The sequence below is a fragment of the Ruegeria sp. CDSC085 genome, assembly GCF_059610465.1.
Genome location: NZ_JBXWNR010000001.1, coordinates 94772 through 113291, shown reverse-complemented (window position 1 = coordinate 113291; position 18520 = coordinate 94772). Strand labels below are relative to the sequence as shown.

18 protein-coding genes are annotated in these 18520 nt (G+C 59.6%); 10 read left to right on the top strand and 8 right to left on the bottom strand.

The genetic code is table 11. From position 1 onward, the window contains the following. Positions 1-4: 4 nt before the first annotated feature. Entirely contained in the window at positions 5-871 is an 867-nt protein-coding gene (mazG, locus tag AC2FJB_RS00555; RefSeq protein WP_496671630.1) for a nucleoside triphosphate pyrophosphohydrolase, read from the bottom strand. Positions 872-937: 66 nt separating this feature from the next. On the opposite strand from mazG, the gene AC2FJB_RS00550 reads away from it, so the two are divergent. The 4 genes from AC2FJB_RS00550 (at position 938) to AC2FJB_RS00535 (ending at position 4590) form a co-directional block, all read left to right on the top strand. After that, positions 938-2101 (top strand): M20 aminoacylase family protein, encoded by a 1164-nt coding sequence (locus tag AC2FJB_RS00550; protein ID WP_496719274.1) that lies wholly within the window; start codon positions 938-940, stop codon positions 2099-2101. A 12-nt stretch (positions 2102-2113) separates the two neighbouring features. Next, a complete protein-coding gene (speB, locus tag AC2FJB_RS00545; protein WP_496671119.1) occupies positions 2114-3109 on the top strand; it encodes an agmatinase in 996 nt (331 codons plus the stop codon). Positions 3110-3174: 65 nt separating this feature from the next. After that, a complete protein-coding gene (speB, locus tag AC2FJB_RS00540; protein WP_496719275.1) occupies positions 3175-4122 on the top strand; it encodes an agmatinase in 948 nt (315 codons plus the stop codon). 66 nt (positions 4123-4188) lie between these two features. Continuing rightward, on the top strand, positions 4189-4590 hold the full coding sequence (locus AC2FJB_RS00535; protein ID WP_496719276.1) for a DUF1499 domain-containing protein: 402 nt from the start codon (positions 4189-4191) through the stop codon (positions 4588-4590). A gap of 15 nt (positions 4591-4605) precedes the next feature. Here AC2FJB_RS00535 and AC2FJB_RS00530 read toward each other — a convergent pair whose 3' ends face one another. Then, entirely contained in the window at positions 4606-4887 is a 282-nt protein-coding gene (locus tag AC2FJB_RS00530) for a hypothetical protein (protein ID WP_496719277.1), read from the bottom strand. A gap of 62 nt (positions 4888-4949) precedes the next feature. Here AC2FJB_RS00530 and prfA point away from each other — a divergent pair, with 62 nt between their 5' ends. The 3 genes from prfA (at position 4950) to AC2FJB_RS00515 (ending at position 7667) form a co-directional block, all read left to right on the top strand. Further along, entirely contained in the window at positions 4950-6005 is a 1056-nt protein-coding gene (prfA, locus tag AC2FJB_RS00525) for a peptide chain release factor 1 (protein WP_496719332.1), read from the top strand. Continuing rightward, the gene (gene prmC, locus AC2FJB_RS00520) at positions 6002-6847 is read left to right on the top strand and encodes a peptide chain release factor N(5)-glutamine methyltransferase (RefSeq protein WP_496719278.1); all 846 of its coding nucleotides are present in this window, start codon (positions 6002-6004) and stop codon (positions 6845-6847) included. Before prfA ends, prmC begins: the two co-directional genes overlap by 4 nt. Before the next feature lie 241 nt (positions 6848-7088). Further along, positions 7089-7667, top strand: coding sequence for a DUF4167 domain-containing protein (locus AC2FJB_RS00515; RefSeq protein WP_117868728.1), 579 nt, complete (start codon positions 7089-7091; stop codon positions 7665-7667). Positions 7668-7724: 57 nt separating this feature from the next. Here the strand turns inward: AC2FJB_RS00515 and rsmA are convergent, their stop codons facing one another. From rsmA to lptG, 5 genes are all read right to left on the bottom strand, one after another. After that, the gene (gene rsmA, locus AC2FJB_RS00510) at positions 7725-8567 is read right to left on the bottom strand and encodes a 16S rRNA (adenine(1518)-N(6)/adenine(1519)-N(6))-dimethyltransferase RsmA (protein WP_117868729.1); all 843 of its coding nucleotides are present in this window, start codon (positions 8565-8567) and stop codon (positions 7725-7727) included. Between the two features lie 84 nt (positions 8568-8651). Next, on the bottom strand, positions 8652-9617 hold the full coding sequence (pdxA, locus tag AC2FJB_RS00505; protein WP_496719279.1) for a 4-hydroxythreonine-4-phosphate dehydrogenase PdxA: 966 nt from the start codon (positions 9615-9617) through the stop codon (positions 8652-8654). Next, positions 9614-10867, bottom strand: a complete 1254-nt coding sequence (locus AC2FJB_RS00500; RefSeq protein ID WP_496671102.1) for a peptidylprolyl isomerase — start codon at positions 10865-10867, stop codon at positions 9614-9616. Before AC2FJB_RS00500 ends, pdxA begins: the two co-directional genes overlap by 4 nt. Further along, positions 10858-13020, bottom strand: a complete 2163-nt coding sequence (locus AC2FJB_RS00495; protein WP_496719280.1) for an LPS-assembly protein LptD — start codon at positions 13018-13020, stop codon at positions 10858-10860. Before AC2FJB_RS00495 ends, AC2FJB_RS00500 begins: the two co-directional genes overlap by 10 nt. After that, positions 13020-14120 carry an LPS export ABC transporter permease LptG gene (lptG, locus tag AC2FJB_RS00490; protein WP_117872719.1) on the bottom strand — a complete coding sequence of 367 codons (1101 nt, stop codon included), beginning with the start codon at positions 14118-14120 and terminating at the stop codon, positions 13020-13022. The genes AC2FJB_RS00495 and lptG overlap by 1 nt, the downstream gene beginning before the upstream one ends. Positions 14121-14349: 229 nt before the next feature. On the opposite strand from lptG, the gene AC2FJB_RS00485 reads away from it, so the two are divergent. Genes AC2FJB_RS00485 through AC2FJB_RS00475 form a run of 3 tightly spaced genes read left to right on the top strand, consistent with a single transcriptional unit; the run spans position 14350 to position 17357 of the window. Further along, positions 14350-15816, top strand: a complete 1467-nt coding sequence (locus AC2FJB_RS00485; protein WP_496719281.1) for a leucyl aminopeptidase — start codon at positions 14350-14352, stop codon at positions 15814-15816. 4 nt (positions 15817-15820) lie between these two features. Beyond that, positions 15821-16279 carry a DNA polymerase III subunit chi gene (locus tag AC2FJB_RS00480; RefSeq protein ID WP_496671097.1) on the top strand — a complete coding sequence of 153 codons (459 nt, stop codon included), beginning with the start codon at positions 15821-15823 and terminating at the stop codon, positions 16277-16279. 31 nt (positions 16280-16310) lie between these two features. Next, positions 16311-17357 carry an aldo/keto reductase gene (locus tag AC2FJB_RS00475; RefSeq protein WP_496719282.1) on the top strand — a complete coding sequence of 349 codons (1047 nt, stop codon included), beginning with the start codon at positions 16311-16313 and terminating at the stop codon, positions 17355-17357. Between the two features lie 76 nt (positions 17358-17433). On the opposite strand, the gene AC2FJB_RS00470 is transcribed toward AC2FJB_RS00475, so the two are convergent. Then, a complete protein-coding gene (locus AC2FJB_RS00470; protein WP_496671091.1) occupies positions 17434-18420 on the bottom strand; it encodes a GlxA family transcriptional regulator in 987 nt (328 codons plus the stop codon). Positions 18421-18520: the final 100 nt, after the last annotated feature.

Here is an 18520-nt window from a genome sequence, read left to right as displayed (position 1 = left end):
TTGTCTACCCGTTTCTGGGGGCTGCCATGGCGTCCACCGGCGGGAGTTTGCCGTTGGCACGATGCTCTTCGATTTTGACCTCGTCCCAGAGCGCGTCCATCTCGGCCAGATCGCTTTGCGATGGGGTCTTGCCCCGTTTGGCCAGCCGGGCCTCGACTTTTTCAAAGCGACGGGTGAACTTGGCATTGGTGCGACGCAGGGCGGCTTCGGGTTCGATGCCCAGATGGCGACCCAGATTGACCATGACAAAGAGCAGATCACCGAATTCATCCTCAAGCGCGTCGGCATCCATCTTGTCACGCGCTTCTTCCAGTTCGGCGGCTTCTTCGGTGATCTTGGCCAGCACATGGCTTGCATCGGGCCAGTCGAACCCCACGCGCGCGGCACGTTTTTGCAGCTTATGGGCACGCAGCAGGGCAGGCAGGTTGGCGGCTACACCGTCCAGCGCACCTTTCTGTTCTTTGCCAGAACGTTCAGCCGCCTTGATCGTTTCCCAATCCAAGGTTTGCTGATCGGCGGTCTTGTCGCGGGATTCGTCGCCAAAGACATGCGGGTGGCGGTTGACCATCTTGTCCGACATGGTGCACACCACGTCCTGAAAGGTGAAATGCCCAGCCTCTTCAGCCATTTGTGCGTGAAAGACCGACTGGAACAGCAGGTCGCCCAGCTCTCCCTTCAACTCGTCCCAAGCCTCGCGCTCGATAGCGTCGGCGACCTCATAGGCCTCTTCGATCGTATAGGGCGCGATGGTGGCGAAATCCTGTTCGATATCCCAGGGGCAGCCGGTTTGGGGATCACGCAATCGGCGCATGATTTCCAGCAGACGCTCGATACCGGCGTCACTGTCATGGATCAGAGGATTTTCGGCCATTGCGAACCCTTTCATTCCGGTGTCAGATGCATCCATCCCGCAGTCCCGATCAGGAGTCCACCCCAGATGCCCGTCGTCAACCGAATTGCCGATTTCACTGCCGATATGACCAGATGGCGCCAATATCTGCATACGATACCCGAATTGGAATTCGAGTGCTTTGAGACTGCCGCGTTTGTGGCCGAGCGTCTACGTGAGTTCGGGGTCGATGAATTGCATGAAGGGATCGCAAAGACCGGGATGGTCGCGATCATCAACGGGCAGGGTGATGGGCCGACGATCGGTCTGCGCGCCGACATGGATGCGTTGCCGATTACCGAAGAAACAGGCGTCGAATATGCATCAAAGAACCCCGGCAAGATGCACGCCTGCGGACATGACGGGCATACCACAATGCTATTGGGCGCGGCGCGGTATCTGGCCGAGACACGCAATTTCAGTGGCCGTGTCGCGTTGATCTTTCAGCCTGCCGAGGAAGAAGGCGGTGGCGCTGGCGTGATGGTCGAAGAAGGCATCATGGAACGGTTTGACATTTCTCAGGTCTATGGAATCCACAATGACCCGGGGAACCCGGAAGGTGCCTTCTATACCACGCCGGGGCCGATCATGGCGGCGGTGGATACGTTCGAGATTCATATCCAAGGCGTCGGCGGCCATGGCGCCATGCCGCATCAGACCTGCGACCCGGTCATGGCGGCCTGCGGCATTGCACAAGCGATCCAGACCATTGTCAGCCGCAATCACCATGCGGTGGAAGATCTGGTAGTTTCGGTCACTCAGATCCATGCAGGAACGGTTAACAACGTGATCCCTGATACTGCCTATTTGAACGGAACCGTGCGGACCTTTGATCCATCTGTACAGAAGATGGTGATGGAGCGGATGAAGCAAATCGTGCAGGGGCAGGCGGCTTCATACGGTGTCGAGGCACGGCTGGAGTATCAGGAGGGATACCCGGCCACGATCAACGATGCTGAAAAGGCAGCCTTTGCCGCAGACGTCGCGCGCGAAGTGTCGGGGCCTGAGCGGGTGGTCGACACAATGGGGCGCGAAATGGGGGCCGAGGATTTTTCGTACATGCTGCAGTCGCGACCAGGGGCCTATCTGTTCCTGGGTCAGGGTGATGGTGCCGGGCTGCATCACCCGAAATACAACTTTAACGATGATATCGCGCCGGTAGGTGCTTCGTTCTTCGCGCGGATCGCGGAAAAAGCGCAGCCCTTGGGCTGATGAGGTAATGAAATGGCACTGGAAGACGCAAAAAATCAGGTGGATGAGGCATTCACCAACCCGGACCTCAAAGGGCTGTCTTACGAAAACACCTTTGGCGGGGCGACCTCGTTTCTGCGGCGGCTGTATACCAAGGATCTGACCGGCGCGGACATCGCCGTGACCGGCGTGCCGTTCGATCAGGCGGTGACCAACCGCCCGGGCACCCGCCTTGGCCCACGCGCGATCCGCGAGGCCAGCGCGCTGCAGTCGCCCGATGCGCCCTATGGCTGGCCGTTCGATGCGCTCAGCGAGCTGGCGATCATCGATTACGGCGACATGGCCTATGACTATGCCAACATCCCCGCCTTTCCCGACACGCTGACCGACCATATCCGCACCATTCTGGCGGCGGATGTGGCCTCGGTTACGTTGGGAGGCGATCACTATATCAGCTTTCCGATCCTCAAGGCCTATGCCGAGAAATACGGGCCGATGTCGCTGTTGCAGTTCGATGCGCATACCGATACCTGGGCCGATGACGACATGAGCCGGGTGGACCATGGCACCATGTTCTACAAGGCGGTGAAGTCGGGGATCGTGGACCCGAAACGCTCGGTCCAGGTGGGCATCCGCACCACAAACGAGGACACGCTGGGCGTCAACATTATCGATGCGCGCGAGGTTTATGAATCCGGCCCTGCCGCCGTAGCGCAGAAGATCAAGGGTATTCTGGGCGACAGCCCCGTTTACCTCAGCTTTGATATCGACGGGCTGGACCCGGCCTTTGCACCGGGTACGGGGACGCCGGTCTGGGGCGGGCTCAGCTCGATTCAAGCACAGATCATCCTGCGCGACATCGCCGGGATCAACATCAAGGGTGGCGATGTGGTCGAGGTTTCTCCGCCCTATGACACCTCGGGCGCGACCGCGATTGCGGGTGCTCATGTGGCAACGCAGATAGTCTGCCTGTTGGGGTGGAACAAGCTGGTAAAGACCAAGGAACAAACCCTTTTGGACAGGTGTTAACCATTGGTTAGCCATACTTCCGGTATGTGCTGGGTAACGTGAGTTGAAGGGATGGGAAAACGCGCATGACTGAATTCAATCAACCGGTCAGCGGCAATGATCTGGCGCGATTTTCGGGGCCGAATACGTTTATGCGCCTGCCCCAGGCAGCCTCGCTGGCGGGGCTGGATGTGGCGGTTCTGGGAATTCCGATGGATATCGGCACCTCGTGGCGATCGGGCACCCGGTTCGGACCCAAACAGATCCGCAGCGAAAGCGCGATGATAAGGCCCTACAACATGGCTACCTCGGCGGCTCCGTTCGACAGCTTGCATATCGCTGACATCGGGGATCTGGCGATCAACACCTTCTCGCTGGCAGACAGCCTGAGGATCATCAGGGAAAGCTATGATGCAATTCTGGCTAAGAATGTGATCCCCGTGGCGATGGGGGGCGATCATTCGATCACCCTCCCGATCCTGCGGGCCATTGCGGCAAAGCATGGGCCCGTGGCCTTGGTGCATGTGGATGCCCATGCGGATGTGAATGACGAGATGTTCGGCGAGAAAGAGACCCACGGAACCGTCTTCCGCCGCGCCTTTGAAGAGGGGCTGATTGTCCCCGACAAGACCTTTCAGATCGGCATTCGCGGATCGGGCTACGCGGCTTCGGATTTCACCGAGGCCAGGGATTGGGGCTTCCGCCAGTTCCCGGCCTGGGAGTTGTGGCAGCAGAACCTGACTCAGATCGGCTCTCAGATCCGCAAGATCATCGGGGATCATCCGGTCTATGTCACCTATGACATCGACAGCCTGGATCCGGCCTTTGCACCAGGCACGGGTACGCCAGAGATTGCAGGGCTGACCACGCCGCAGGCGTTGCAACTGATCCACGGTTTGCAGGGCGTGAATGTGGTGGGGTGTGACCTGGTCGAGGTCTCACCTCCGTATGACCCTTCCGGCAATACGGCCCTGACGGCAGCTAACCTGATCTATGAGATGCTGTGCATCCTGCCGGGTGTGACGTCACGGTAAACCGGCCCGGAACGGCTTGCCTCGGCGCTTGATCCGCATAGGTTTTCTGCAAGAGGGTAAAGCGGGATGAAAAGAATGGTTCTGTGGGCGGTGATCGCGCTGGTGCTTGGGCTGGGGGCTTACATTCGGCTGGCCCCGTCAAATCCCGCCCGATGGCATGTGGCACCTGTTGCAGAGGTTGATCAGGATTTGCCAAGTGGCGTTCTGCGCGTTGTTGAAACCGGACCGGACGGGTTGCATCGCCTTGACCTGATCGCCCGCGCCACGCCGCGAACCTCGGTATTGGCAGGTTCGGTCGATGAGGGGATGATCACCTATGTCACCCGCACGAAATGGATCGGTTTTCCCGACTATACCACTGTTCAGCAGGACGGCGACACGCAGCGCATCCATGGCCGTTTGCGGTTCGGTCGCAGGGATTTCGGGGTGAACAAGGCACGGGTTGATGGGTGGTTGCGGAAGATGTAACCGTTTTTCCGGCGTTCAGGACGCCTCATCCGGTTCTGTGTGATCACTCGGTGCGCTCTGCAACCCGGACGACAAACATCCCTCCTGCACCTCGCGCCACATCGGTACATTCAAAGACATCTGACATTGCGCGGTGAACATACGGCCGTCGACTTGCAGGCAGATCATCTCACCTAGTTCGATGCGGGACCCGGACGTATCGGTGCAATAGCAATCGCGGGTCTTGCCGTCGGGGCCTACGTAATCGGCGAGAACCGGCGTGGATATGAGCAGTAAAGCAAGCAAAATCCGTTTCATGGCAGCAAGCTTAGCACGACGTGGCCCTTGACCAAAGCCCCCGGATGATAGACACCGCCGGGATGATCCCCGAAGAACGACTTGAACAGATCACCCAGCGTTTCCAATACCTCGAAGCTGCCATGGCGGATGGCGCATCGGGCGGCGATATTGCGGCGCTGGCCAAGGAATATTCCGACCTCAAACCCGTGGTCGATCAGATCATGGCCTGGCGACTGCTGGTGGCAGATCTGGCTGAGGCCAAGGCGATGCTGGCCGACCCCGACATGAAGGAACTGGCCGAAGAGGAAATACCGGACCTTCAATCGCGCATCCCCGAGGCGGAACACGCGCTGCAACTGGCGCTGCTGCCGAAGGATGCGGCGGATGCGCGGCCGGCGATGCTGGAAATTCGCCCCGGTACCGGCGGGGACGAGGCCGCTTTGTTCGCGGGCGATCTGTTGCGTATGTATCAACGCTATGCCGAGGCCCACGGGTGGCAGTTCGAGATCATCGAAGAACAGGCTTCTGATCTGGGCGGGATCAAAGAGGTGGTGGCTCATATCAAGGGCGACAACGTCTTTGCCCGGCTGAAATACGAGTCCGGCGTGCACCGTGTGCAGCGCGTGCCCGAAACCGAAAGCGGCGGGCGGATTCATACCTCGGCGGCGACCGTGGCGGTTTTGCCCGAGGCCGAGGATGTCGACATCCAGATAGACGCCAATGACATCCGTATCGACACGATGCGCAGTTCCGGCGCAGGCGGGCAGCACGTGAACACCACCGACTCGGCGGTGCGGATCACGCATATTCCGACGGGCTTGGTGGTAACAAGTTCCGAGAAGTCCCAGCATCGCAACCGCGAGATCGCCATGCAGGTGCTGAAGACGCGGCTTTATGACCTCGAACGTCAGCGGATCGACAGCGAACGCTCAGCGGATCGCGCCAGCCAGGTGGGGTCGGGGGATCGTTCGGAACGCATTCGCACCTATAACTTTCCGCAGGGTCGGATGACGGATCACCGGATCAACCTGACGCTCTACAAACTGGATCAGGTGATGCAGGGTGACCTGGACGAAGTGATTGACGCCCTGACGGCGGACGATCAGGCCCGGTTGCTGGCCGAGATGGCGCAATGACGGGGTTGCAGACAGCTGCGCAGGCCATGGTGGCTGCCACAGCGCGCTTAAGGGCCGCTGGCGTGGATGACCCGGCGCGGGATGCGCGCCTGTTGTTGGCCCATGCCGCACGGATTGAAGCCAGCCGGGTGACGCTGATCGCCCCGGAAGAATTGCAGCCCGAAATCGCGGAACGCTATGACCAGTTGGTTTCCCTGCGCGCCGTTCGGGTGCCGGTGTCTCATCTGCTGGGCGAGCGTGAGTTCTATGGGCGCGGGTTTCGCGTCAGTTCGGATGTTCTGGATCCGCGCCCCGAGACTGAAACCCTGATCGAGGCCGCACTGAGCGAACCCTTTGACCATGTTTTGGACCTGGGGGTCGGGTCGGGCTGTATTCTGGTTACACTGCTTGCGGAACGCACCAGCGCTTCAGGCCTTGGGACCGACCTGAGCGAAGCCGCCTGCCTTCAGGCCAGCGCCAATGCAGTACACCACAAGGTACAGGGGCGGATCGAGATCGTGCAGTCAAATTGGTTTGAAAACATTGAGGGCAAGTTTGACCTGATTGTCTCCAACCCGCCGTATATTTCCATGTCGGAGATGGAGGAGCTGTCGCCCGAAGTACGGGAACATGAGCCGCGCATGGCGCTGACCGATGAAGGAGACGGGCTGGGCGCGTATCGACAGATAGCAGCTTCGGCCCCGGATTTTCTGTTGCCAGGCGGGCGAATACTTGTGGAAATTGGCCCGACACAGGCAAATCTGGTGTCTGCTTTGTTTGATGCGGCGGGTTTGGCGGATATCCGCGTGATCCCCGATCTGGACGGCCGTGATCGGGTTGTCGGCGCAAAGATGCCGGGTTGAAACGGCTATTTGAGGCCAAAAAAATGCTACCCTGAATAAAAAAGCTTGAGAAAATTCGAAATTCCTCTTGTCTGGACGGTCAGGACATGTTTACTCAGGAATAGTCGGCGAGGTTGACGCTGTTGCAGCGCACCCCTGACGCCAAGCCCAAAAAGTCGACGTCCCGTCACAGCAAACGCCTTAGAGCAGTGCAAAAAGCGGGTTGAGCGACAGCGCATTGATAAGGCTGACGTAAAGTAAGATGAGATCTTCCAAATCCCGCTCGCGGGCCAAGAATAACCGCAATCGTCCTTCCGGCGGTAACGTCGTAAACCGGGTTTTTGACAGCTCGGGTCCTGAAGGCAAAGTGCGTGGCACGCCACAGCAGATCATTGATAAATATAATCAGCTGGCGCGTGACGCTCAGTTGTCAAACGACCGCGTCGCTGCGGAAAACTTCCAGCAGCATGCGGAACACTATCTGCGCATGCTGAGTGAGGCGCAGCGCGAGATTGACGCGCGCCGCGAAGAGCAGGAGCGCCAGAATCGCGAACGCCAGGCCGAGCGTGATCGTGAGCGCGCCGAACGACAGGAACGCGAAGCGGCCCGTCAGGCCGATCCTGCTGAGGCTCCGCAGCCCGACGTGATGGATTTCGCCGCGCCTGAGACTGCTCCGGAAAGCGGTTTGGTCGAGACACCGGAAAGCAAAGGGGCCGAAGCGCCGGCACCGGAGAAGAAGGAAAAGCCTGCTCGCAAACCGCGGGCGCGCAAGCCCAAGCCGGCGCCAGCGACCGAAGATGCGCCCAAAACGGATGGCGACGCACCGGAAGCGGCTGAATAAAATCGGCATCAGAAATTGCAAAGCCCCGAGGTCAAACCTCGGGGTTTTTTCTTGTGGTCAGGGTTTCTTGATTTCGCGCGCCAGGGCACAGAACGCTTCAAGCGGAACCTGCTCGGCGCGTTCAGTGGGTTGGATACCTGCCGCCAGCAGGCGGTCTTCGATATCAGGGGCGACGCCTTTCAGGGACGCACGCAGCATCTTGCGGCGTTGGTTGAAGGCAGAAGCCACTACACGCGACAAGGTCGCAGCATCGGCGGGATAGCGGGGCTCGGGCAGGGCGGTCAGATGAACCACAGCGCTTGAGACCTTGGGCGGCGGGGTGAAGGCTCCGGGGGGCAGGGACATGGCGATGCGCGCCTCGGCCCGCCATTGGGCAAGGATGGCGAGGCGGCCATACGCCTTGCTGCCGGGTTGGGCCACGATACGTTCGGCCACTTCGCGTTGGAACATCAGCGTCAGGCTCTGCCAGAACGGCGGCCATTCCGGGGGCGTCAGCCAGCGCACCAGCAGTTCGGTACCGACGTTGTATGGAAGGTTGGCCGCGATGCGGATTGGCGGGGTCAGGTGTTCGAGCGGGTTGATCTCGAGCGCGTCGCCGTTGATGACATCCAGTCTTCCGGGATAGGCGGCGGCGATATCGTTCAGGGCGGCGATGCAGCGGGTATCTTTTTCAACCGCGACGACCTTGCGCGCGCCTTCGGACAGAAGCCCTCGGGTGAGGCCACCAGGACCGGGGCCGATTTCCAGTACATCGCAGTCCGCAAGATCGCCAGCCTGACGGGCGATTTTGGCGGTCAGGTTGAGGTCCAGCAGGAAGTTCTGACCCAACGATTTGCGCGCCGAGAGTTGATGTGTGGCGATGACCTCGCGCAGAGGGGGGAGATTGTCGATTGCACTCATGATCCGATTACCGTGACGCAGGCCGCAGGGGCAGCGCCAGAAATTTATTGCCTCCGGCGGGGATATTTTCAGCAAGGTGAAGGATCAAGAGCCTTGTGCCATGCGTTGGGCGAGTTTCAGGGCTTCGATCATGCTGGTCGGGGTGGCGATGCCTTTCCCGGCGATATCCAATGCGGTGCCGTGGTCCGGCGACGTGCGGATGAACGGCAGCCCCAAGGTGACGTTCACGCCCCGGTCGAAATCCAGGGTCTTGATCGGGATCAGGGCCTGATCATGATACATTGCGATTGCCGCGTCATAGTGGGCACGTGCAGCAGCATGGAACAACGTATCCGCAGGGTGCGGGCCAGTCAGGGTTGCACCTTTCGGATTCAGATCCGCCAACATTGGAGCGATCCAATCAAGCTCCTCGCTGCCCATTTTACCGCCTTCGCCGGCATGGGGGTTCAGCCCTGCTATGGCGATGCGGGGGTGCGGTATACCAAACTGGTCGCGCAGGCCGCGCGCGGTGATTTCGATCGTCTCGCGCAGCAGGTCCGGCGTCAGCGCAGCAGGAACCTGTGACAGGGGAATGTGGATTGTTGTCGGGACAACCCGCAACTGGTCGCTGGCCAGCATCATGACAACCCGGCGGGTGCCCGTCAGCGCAGCCAGAAACTCGGTGTGGCCGGGATAGGTAAACCCGGCACCGTCGATCAGTGCCTTTTTGTGAATAGGTGCGGTGCACAGTGCCGCTGCTGCTCCGGCTTTTACCAGGTCGACGCCGGTTTCGATGGCATCGATCACCGATGGTGCATTGGCGGGGTCCGGCTGACCAGGCACGTTTGCGGCAGGAAAGTTGAGGTGCAGGACTGGTAAGGCCTGATCGCAGACTTCAAGAGCTTCTGAAGGGGTTTCGATTTTCGCAACCGGTATGCCAGCGGGCAGGTGGCTGGCGTCGCCAATAAAGAAAAGCGGGCAGGTTTGGCGTAGCTCGGCCCACGCCTTGGCTGCGATTTCAGGGCCGATCCCGGCCGGTTCACCGCAGCTGAGCGCAATCGGGCGAGTCATTCCTGAACAATGGTGGCGTCAGCCCGCAGCTGCTCTACCAGGCTGGCCGCAAAGGCCTGTAGCCGCTGTTGTGCCAGTGCATTCGCTACATCTGCCCGCGAGGTGTTTTCGCCCAGATCGCGGGTGCGGTTGCACAGCATCAAGAACACCAGCGTCTGTCCGTTGTTGCGGGTCAGGTTTGTTGACACCTCGTTGCGATCCAGCTTTGCCAGCTCCACGGCGATGTCGCGCGGTACTTCAGACGGGCTGGCTTCGATACGGTCCAGTACTTCGACGGGTTGATCCTTGGCGATCCCATACAAGTCATCGCAGGTGTCGATCTCTTCCCGCAGGGCGGCAGCCCGCGACAGGGTCTCGGAACCGCGACCGCCTGGCAGGTAATAGGCCGCATAATCAAGTTTGGAGATAGCGGGGGCAGCCGTCGCAACCTCTCGCAATCCCCGCAACTGAAACAAGGCAACGGCGTTTGGCAAACTGATGGGATCGGTGATCTCACCGTTCTGGAGCCCAAGAATAACCGGCTGCAGAGCAGGAGGCAGGTTGGAGATATTCAGCCAGTCCAGACGTCCCCCGTCGTTGCGGGTTGCCGCTCCGGAATATTGCGCCGCAGCGGCTGAAAACGCTTCGATACTCTCAAGTCGCGAGATTTCTTCCGCCAGCAATTCGGTCTGTGCCACGGTCTGCGGGTTCACCGGGATGATGATCTCGGACAGCAAGACCTGAAGGCCTCCGCCACCGGTCTGTCCCAGCGCGCGATCAATCTCGTCTTCGGTCGGGCGGGCCTGTGACAGGTAGCGCGAGCTGATATAGTCGCGCCAGGCCAGCTGATCCGCAACATAATCACGGACAGTTTCCGGGTCGACGCCCGCCTCACCCAAAAGTTGCAGGAACTGTTCGGTGGACAATTGCCCGCGCGAGGCGAACTCGTCGATACCCAGTTGAACAGCTTCCGGTGCTGCTTCGACGCCTGCTTCGCGCATGGCCTGTTTGCGCAGTTTTTCTTCGATCAGGGCTTCCCTAACGTCAGCTTCACTGCCGCCGGGCAGACCCAGAACATTCAGGAATTGCAGGCGTTGTTCCAGCTCGTACCAGGTGACGATGTCCTGATTCACGCGGATCGCTGGCGAGAACAAACTCTGGGCGCTGACCTGCGGCGCTGAAAAAGCGAGGAAAACGGCGGCCAGCGCCGGCGCGACCGGTTTGTGCCAACCGGAACGAAGAAACCTGGAGAAACCTGATATCAACTGCATTTTCTCTTGTATGTGTTACCACCGCCTTCAAGGGCGTATCCTGTCAGCGATAGGGTAAAGCCGAATTCTGTCGAAGGCTCAATAGTGGATGTTGAAGTAAAGCGTCTGCTTACGGACATGTTAACCTGAACACATTCATTCTGGTAGGTTACGCCAAGACCCAGCCGGATTGGTTCTGATTGGTTCAGATCATAACGTGCCTCGGCATTCGTAAGCCAGTTCTGGTCGACCTGGTAGCGGCCCAGAAGCCAGATTTCCGAGATTTCATCCGCTATGTTTTCCGCCGGGTCCGGTTCTTGCCAGATATAGCTTCCGGACAGGCCGGCAAATTCGGAGGCCCAGGCACCTCGTAATTCAGCTTTGACGAAACTGAAATCGTTGTCGATCAGACCGCGCCCACCAAGCGACCAGCCATTGGCCGTGGTGATTTGTCCCGCCACCAGCAGGTCGGAAGTGGTGCCCTGCAACCCGGATGTCAGGGTGAAATTCGGGTCGGCATCCGCCCGAAACACCTGACCCACTGTTGCCAGGGCTTGCTGTCCGCCCGCGCCATAGCGTGCCCAGTTCAGGCCGATGACCCCGGTGGCACCGTCTTCGCGCTGATCTTCGGCAGGGAAGCGAGACAGGGCCAGCAGGTTACCCTGATCGAATTCCTGAAACGTGCTTTCATCATCTGGCACATCGGTGTCCGAGACATGGGTCCATCCGATCTGCGCGATCGGTTCCAGAAGCTGAACAGCGCCGGTTTTTTCGCGACGGGTCATCGGATAGCGAAGCGTCAACGCCGCGCGCGGGGTCGAGCGGGTCACATTGCTGGGAAAGTTGCTGTCATGACGGATGTTGAACGTATCCACCGATGCGCCCAGCGTCGCGTCGGCACGCAGGCCCGATGCAAACGTCCAGCTTCGAAGCCATTCGGCGTCAAAAGTTGCCCGTGCTATGTCGCGGCCGACGATATCAGCGTCGCTGGTGCGCTCATGGGCGTGGCCGATAAAGGCCAGCCGCACCTCGCCGCCAAGTGCGCCGGGGAAGAATCGCTTTTCATAGTTCAGGTCGAAGACGCGTGATGGGATTTCGTCCTGATTTTCGCTGTCGCGCAGTGTTTTGTAATGAATAAGGCTTGTTTTGAACGCGGTATCGCGTTTGATCCGTTCCAGCGCGACTTCACTGCGCAAGCGGTCCAGGTCCGGCAGTCCATAGTCAGCCAGATAGGCGTCGTCCGAGGTGGTTTGCAGATCGAAGGTCAGCCGGAAATCGTTCTTCAGGTTGAACCAACCTCCGGCGAACAGATAGCCGCGATCCTGGTCGGGCTGGACGTCATCACGGGTATAGGCACCTTCAATCTGAATGCGCCCATTCACGAACGCCTGACGATACCGATATCCCAGCGTCGTGGTCTTGGCCGACAAGTACGGCGTCAAGGTCAGATCCTTGTGGTCCCCCAGCTTGAAGAAATAGGGAACCTGGACCCCCGTTCCCAGTTGCGAGGTGCTGCGGATCGACGGCACCAGAAAGCCGGTCGCGCGATCCAAAGTCGGGTCCGGCAAGCGCAGATAGGGGAAATAGAATACAGGATAATCAAGTACCCGAAGCTGCGCGCCTTCGAAGTACAATTGCCGTTCCAACTGATCATGGGTGACCTTGCGGGCCCGGATCTGCCAAAGCGGAGGTTTACCGTTGGTGCACACATGGCAAGAGGTGGCCGTGACCTTGCTGAACTGTGTATAGCGGCCCGCGGCCCGTTTCGCCTGTACCGAGGCGATCTGGGTTTGTTGATCGAAAACCATCCGAGCACCGATCAGCAGGCCGTTCTGGATACCGCTGTCCAGCTGGCCGGAATCGGCCAGAAGGGTCGATTGGCCACCCTGATCAATACGAATGGGGCCTTCCAGTGTCAGCTCGCCCGTTTCCCGGTCATAGGTGATGCGTTGGGCCGACAGTTTTGTATCGCCCTGAAAGGCTTCGACATTGCCTTCGGCCACCAGTTTCCGCTCAGGTGTTATGAAAACCTTGTCGGCAACCAGAAGGGCGGGCTCGGCCTGTGATTGTGCAGCTTGCGGGTCAGGCTCAGTTGGGTTGGTTTGTGCCGCCAGTCCGGAAGGAACCGTTAACGCGATTGCGCTGGTCAGCAGCAGGGAAATCATACTCCGCATCAGCCGTCCTCCGCGTGAAGAAGCAGGCCAAGAGACAACAAGATGGCTGCAAAGGGCGGCGCCCAGGCAGCGATATAGGTGGGCAATTGTCCGTTTTCCCCAAGGATTTGTGCAAAGTTGCGGACGAAGTAGATGGCAAAGCCAAGCAGAACGGCAGTCAGCACGGCAATTCCGGTGCCGCCAAACCGAACGTGGCGCATGGTGAAAGCGGCCCCGATCAGGACCATCGAGACCAGAAAGAAGGGCCGGGCCAGTTGCACCTGCAACCAGACTTCATACTGCTTGGTCGAAAACCCGGCTTCGCGCAGGTCCTTGATCAATTGCGGCAAGTCATAAACAGATACCGAATCCTGTTGCCCCAGCGTGTCCAGAATTCGCTGCCGGGTCAGTGAGGTTGGCAACTCCAGCCGTTCATGCTCCACCGAATTGGTTTCGGGGTTCTGCCCATCCCGCAAATTCCAGATTTTGGCCTGGGACAGGACCCAGTTTCCGTCTTCCAGCACGGCCCTGTCGGCGACGATCTGCTGGGTGGGTTTGCCGTCTCGCGCGAAGGTGATGATGGTCACGTCGTCGAGACCAAGTGTTTCCCCATTCGAGGTACCCCGGGCGTGGATAACGGCCTGACCGTTTTCCGCCGATTGACGCAGCCAAAGGCCTTCGCTGCTGATCGAAAGGGCTGAACTGCCGTTGTTGCGATAAGAATCAGACAGGCGTTGGAATTTTTCGGATGTGGCCGCAGCGATGGGGTTCAACAATGCGACCGCCAGCGCGCCAATGATCAGCGCCAGCGTCGCTGGCGCAACCAGCGCGCGGATACCCGAGCGACCAGTGGCGCGGGTCACAACAAGCTCAGACGTACGTGCCAGCCCGACGAACAAGGCAATGGTGGACAGAATGACCAGCAGAGGCAGCATTTCACTGATGGCAGCAGGAGTGTTCAGCAGCGTCAGGTGCAGCAATTGGCCGAACGACAGGTCGACTTCGTCAAATCGGCGGATCTGTTCGATCAGATCGATGAGAATCATCAAGGTCAGAAAAATGCCGCCGATGACCAGAAAGCTCTGTAGAAAACGGCGCGCGAAATAGCGGTCGAGGATCACAAGCGCGCCCCCGCCAGGCCTGTTGCGCCGGGATTCGGGCCGAAATCGCGCATGCATGTCCTCCTGCGCGACGGCGTATGCCTGCCCTCTCGTGTCACGTTTTTCTCCCCCGAGCCTGCCGGTTATTTTTTCGGGACCTTACTGCAATTGAAACCCGGGGAAAACTGCTATCTGGTCAAGTCGAGCAGCGCGGGCTAGGTCTTGGGGAACAGAATTTGAGGAGTTTGCAATGAGCAGTCTGATACCGATACGCTTTCAGGAGTTTGATCTGGATGCGATGGCGGAGGCCGAGGGGCGGGTGGCCATCATCATTCCGTCCGACGGAAAAATGAACCCCGCGGCCCGCCGGGCCAATCGCCTGACGAAAGGCGCCGTAGGGCGACTTGTTGAAAGTGAAAAATTCGGGAAATCCAAGACTGGCGATGTGATCTCGTTGGCCTGGCCCACAGGGATGGTGGCCGAGGCGTTGGACATTGTCGTATTGCCGCGGCGCCCTGAAGCCGACGAGGCACGCAAGGCCGGAGCGGCTTTGGCCAAGTCCGCGGGTCGCACGGGTATGCTGGTGATGGTCGGCAATCAGGCGCAGAGCGAAAACCTGGCCCTAGGCATGGCGCTGCGCAGCTATGATTTCGACGCGCATAAAACCAAAGACAGCGAAGGCAGCGGTTCGATCACGATCAGCCATGCGAAACCCACGGAAGCCGAAGCAGAGTTTGCACCGCTATATGCGATTGCCGACGGTGTGCGGATGACGCGCGATCTGACCAACGAACCTGCAAACGTTCTGACGACCACGGAATTTGCCGATCGTCTTGTCGAGATGCAGGAGCTGGGCCTTGAGGTCGAAGTTCTGGAAGAGGACGAGCTGGCAGAGCTGGGCATGCGTACATTGCTGAGCGTGGGGCAAGGCTCTGTCAGCCCTTCCAAAGTCGTTGTGATGCACTGGAAGGGCGGCGAAAAGGACGATGCGCCCTTGGCCTTGGTCGGTAAGGGCGTGGTTTTCGATACAGGTGGCATTTCGCTCAAGCCTTCGGGTGGCATGGAAGAGATGACCATGGATATGGGCGGCGCGGGCGTTGTCGCGGGCACCATGCGCGCGCTGGCCAAGAGTAAAGCCAAAGCCAATGTGGTGGGCCTTGTCGGTCTGGTCGAAAACATGCCTTCGGGCAATGCCACCCGGCCGGGCGATGTGGTCAAGTCGATGAAGGGCGATACGGTCGAGATCATAAACACCGATGCCGAAGGCCGTTTGGTTCTGTGTGACGTGATGTGGTACGCGCAGGAGCGGTTCAAACCTGTGGGTATGATCGATCTGGCAACGCTGACCGGTGCGGTGATCATCGGGCTGGGGCATGAGAATGCTGGTGTGTTCTCGAACAATGACACCTTCTGCGATGCATTTTTGAAATCGGCGAAGGCCGAGGACGAAGGCGCGTGGCGGCTGCCGTTGGGCGATGGCTATGACAAGCTGCTCAAATCGCGCATCGCCGACATGAAGAACATCGGTGGACGTCCGGCGGGCTCGATCACGGCGGCACAGTTTCTGCAACGTTTCGTGAAAGAGGAAACACCCTGGATTCACCTGGATATTGCGGGTGTGGCCTCGGTGGCGTCCGAGACGACTTATGCACCCAAAGGTGCCACGGGCTGGGGCGTTCGCGCGCTGAGCCGCTTCGTTCAGGACAATTTCGAGTAATCAAATGGGTGCTGTCTATTTCTACCATCTGACCCGCCAGCCACTGGAGCACACCTTGCCTGTGCTGCTGGATAAGGCAAGGCAGGCCGGGTGGAAGATTGCCGTGCGGGGCACCGATCCCGCGCGGATGGACTGGCTGGATGAAAAGCTGTGGTTGGGCCCCGAGGACGGGTTCCTGCCGCATGGTCGCGAAGGTGGCCCACATGACGCCGAGCAGCCGATTCTGCTGACCACCAGCGCCGAGGCCAAAAACGACGCGGATTGCGTTATGGCCGTGGACGGCGCGCCGGTTGAACCCGAAGAGGTGTCGGCTCTGGAGCGGGTCTGCATTCTGTTCGACGGCAATGACGACATGGCTGTGCAGCACGCACGCGGGCAGTGGAAGACGCTGACCGGCGCCGGATGCGCCGCGCAATACTGGTCGGAAGAATCCGGGCGGTGGGAAAAGAAGGCCGAGGCCTGACGGGCTGTGCCATTTATCAGGAGATTTGAGGATGCAGATGAAGCCTTTGGGCCGTACCGGAATTTTCGTGAGCGATCTTTGCCTCGGGACGATGACGTTCGGGTCGCAGACCTCGGAACCGGATGCGCACCGGCAGATGGACATGGCGCTGGACGCGGGGATCAACTTTGTGGATGCCGCAGAGATGTATCCGGTGAATCCTGTTGCCAAAGAGACAATTGGTCGTACCGAAGAAATTCTTGGAAACTGGAACGCTGCAAATTCGTCGCGCCGGGCGGATTTCGTACTGGCGACCAAGCATTCGGGTGAGGGGTTGTCATATGTTCGTGACGGTGCGCCGATCACAGCCAAGACCATTCCCGAGGCCATCGAAGGATCTTTGCGGCGGTTGCAGACGGATTACATCGATCTCTACCAGTTCCATTGGCCCAATCGCGGCAGCTATATGTTCCGCCAAAACTGGGATTATGCGCCTTCGGGACACGATACTGCAGACGTTTTGGACAATATGCAGGACTGTCTGGAGGCATTGCAGGTTCAGGTCGACAAAGGCAATATCTGCGCCTTTGGTCTGTCGAATGAAAGCGCGTGGGGTACGGCGCAGTGGTTGAGATTGGCCGAACAGACGGGCACACCGCGTGTGGCGTCCGTGCAAAACGAATATTCGTTACTGTGCCGCCTGTTCGATACCGACATGGCCGAGCTGAGCGTACATGAGGATGTCGGCCTGATGGCGTTCTCACCCCTGGGTACCGGACTGTTGACCGGAAAATACCAAGGCGGGGCTGTACCGGGCGGCTCGCGTATGTCGCTTTCGCCTGAATTGGGCGGGCGCAAGTCTGATCGGGTGTTTGATGCGGTAGCGGCTTATCTGGATGTGGCCGCGCGAAATGGCCTAGATCCGACCCATATGGCGCTGGCCTGGTGCCGCTCGCGGCCGTTCATGATGTCGGCCATCTTTGGCGCAACTACGGTGGAACAGTTGGCGCATGTTCTGGCGGGTGCGGATTTGTCTTTGTCAAACGAGGTTCTGGCCGAACTGGACCAAGTCCATAGGGCGCATCCAATGCCGTACTGAGGGACAGGGGCTCTGCCCCGGGCACGCTGCGCGCGCCTCCCCCGGGATATTTCTGGCCAAATGAAGTTGGATCCGGTCAGTGATGCGTGGGGTGCGCGCGCTCTTGCCTCAGGTCGCGGGCAGATTGACCGTGCGCTGTGCGGAAAGCGCGGGCGAAACTGGATTGTGAAGCAAAACCGGTAGCCAGCGCGACATCCATCAGTGGAAGGTCGGTGTCGGTGACCAGACGGCGGGCCTCGGCCAGACGCAGTTGCAGATAATGGTCCTGGGGCGTGGTGTTCAGGCGCAGGCGGAACTGTTGTTGCAGAGTGCGTGGACTGGTGCCCAGCTGGTCTGCGATATGGGCCAGTGGCAGGGGGTCATCCAGCGACGCCTGCATCAGCGAGTTTGCCTTGGCCGTCAGCGCCGTGTGGCGGTGTGGTACGCCGGTGCGGCTTTGCGGTGTGCCGGGGTCCGGCGCGCCATCATAGAGGAACAGGCCCGAAACACGGGATGCGAAACCCGCGCCATGGCGGGCGGCGATGATGTGCAGCATCATCTCGACAGCGGGAATCGCGCCGCCCGAGGTCAGGCGACCGTCCGAGACAGTAAAGCGGTCGGGGCGCACATCGACGTCGGGGAAACGAGTGGCGAAGTTTTCCAGGTCTTCCCAGTGGGTCGTCGCAGAGTGACCGTCCAGCAGCCCGGCCTCAGCCAGCAGCCAGGGGCCGCCGTCAATCCCGGCCATGGTCGCGCCGGTACCGGCAATGCGGCGCAGGCCGGCCAGCAGGCTTGGGGTGGCGTGACGGGCCAGTTGGAAACCTGCGACCACGATCATAAGGTCGCAGCCTTGCAGACGGGCGAGCGGGATGCCGGGTACTTGCAGGGCGCTGGTCAGCATCGCGGGTTCCGATGTCGAAGTCACATAGTCCCAGTCAAAGGCGGGCCTGTCTGCCAGACGGTTGGCAGCGCGCATTGGATCGACCGCCGAGGCGAAGCTGAGCGTGTTGCATTCATCCAGCACCAGCACAGCCGTTTTCAGGGCCCGATGTTCGGGTTGTAATATGTTTTTTGCGGATTGCATCAAGTTCGATTCGCATTTTGCCAAGTGGTTTTCCCAAAGCTGCGCCAGAGTTGGGTTAGAACGCAAATCGGAATCCGGGGAGAAGTCTGGGGAAAACTCA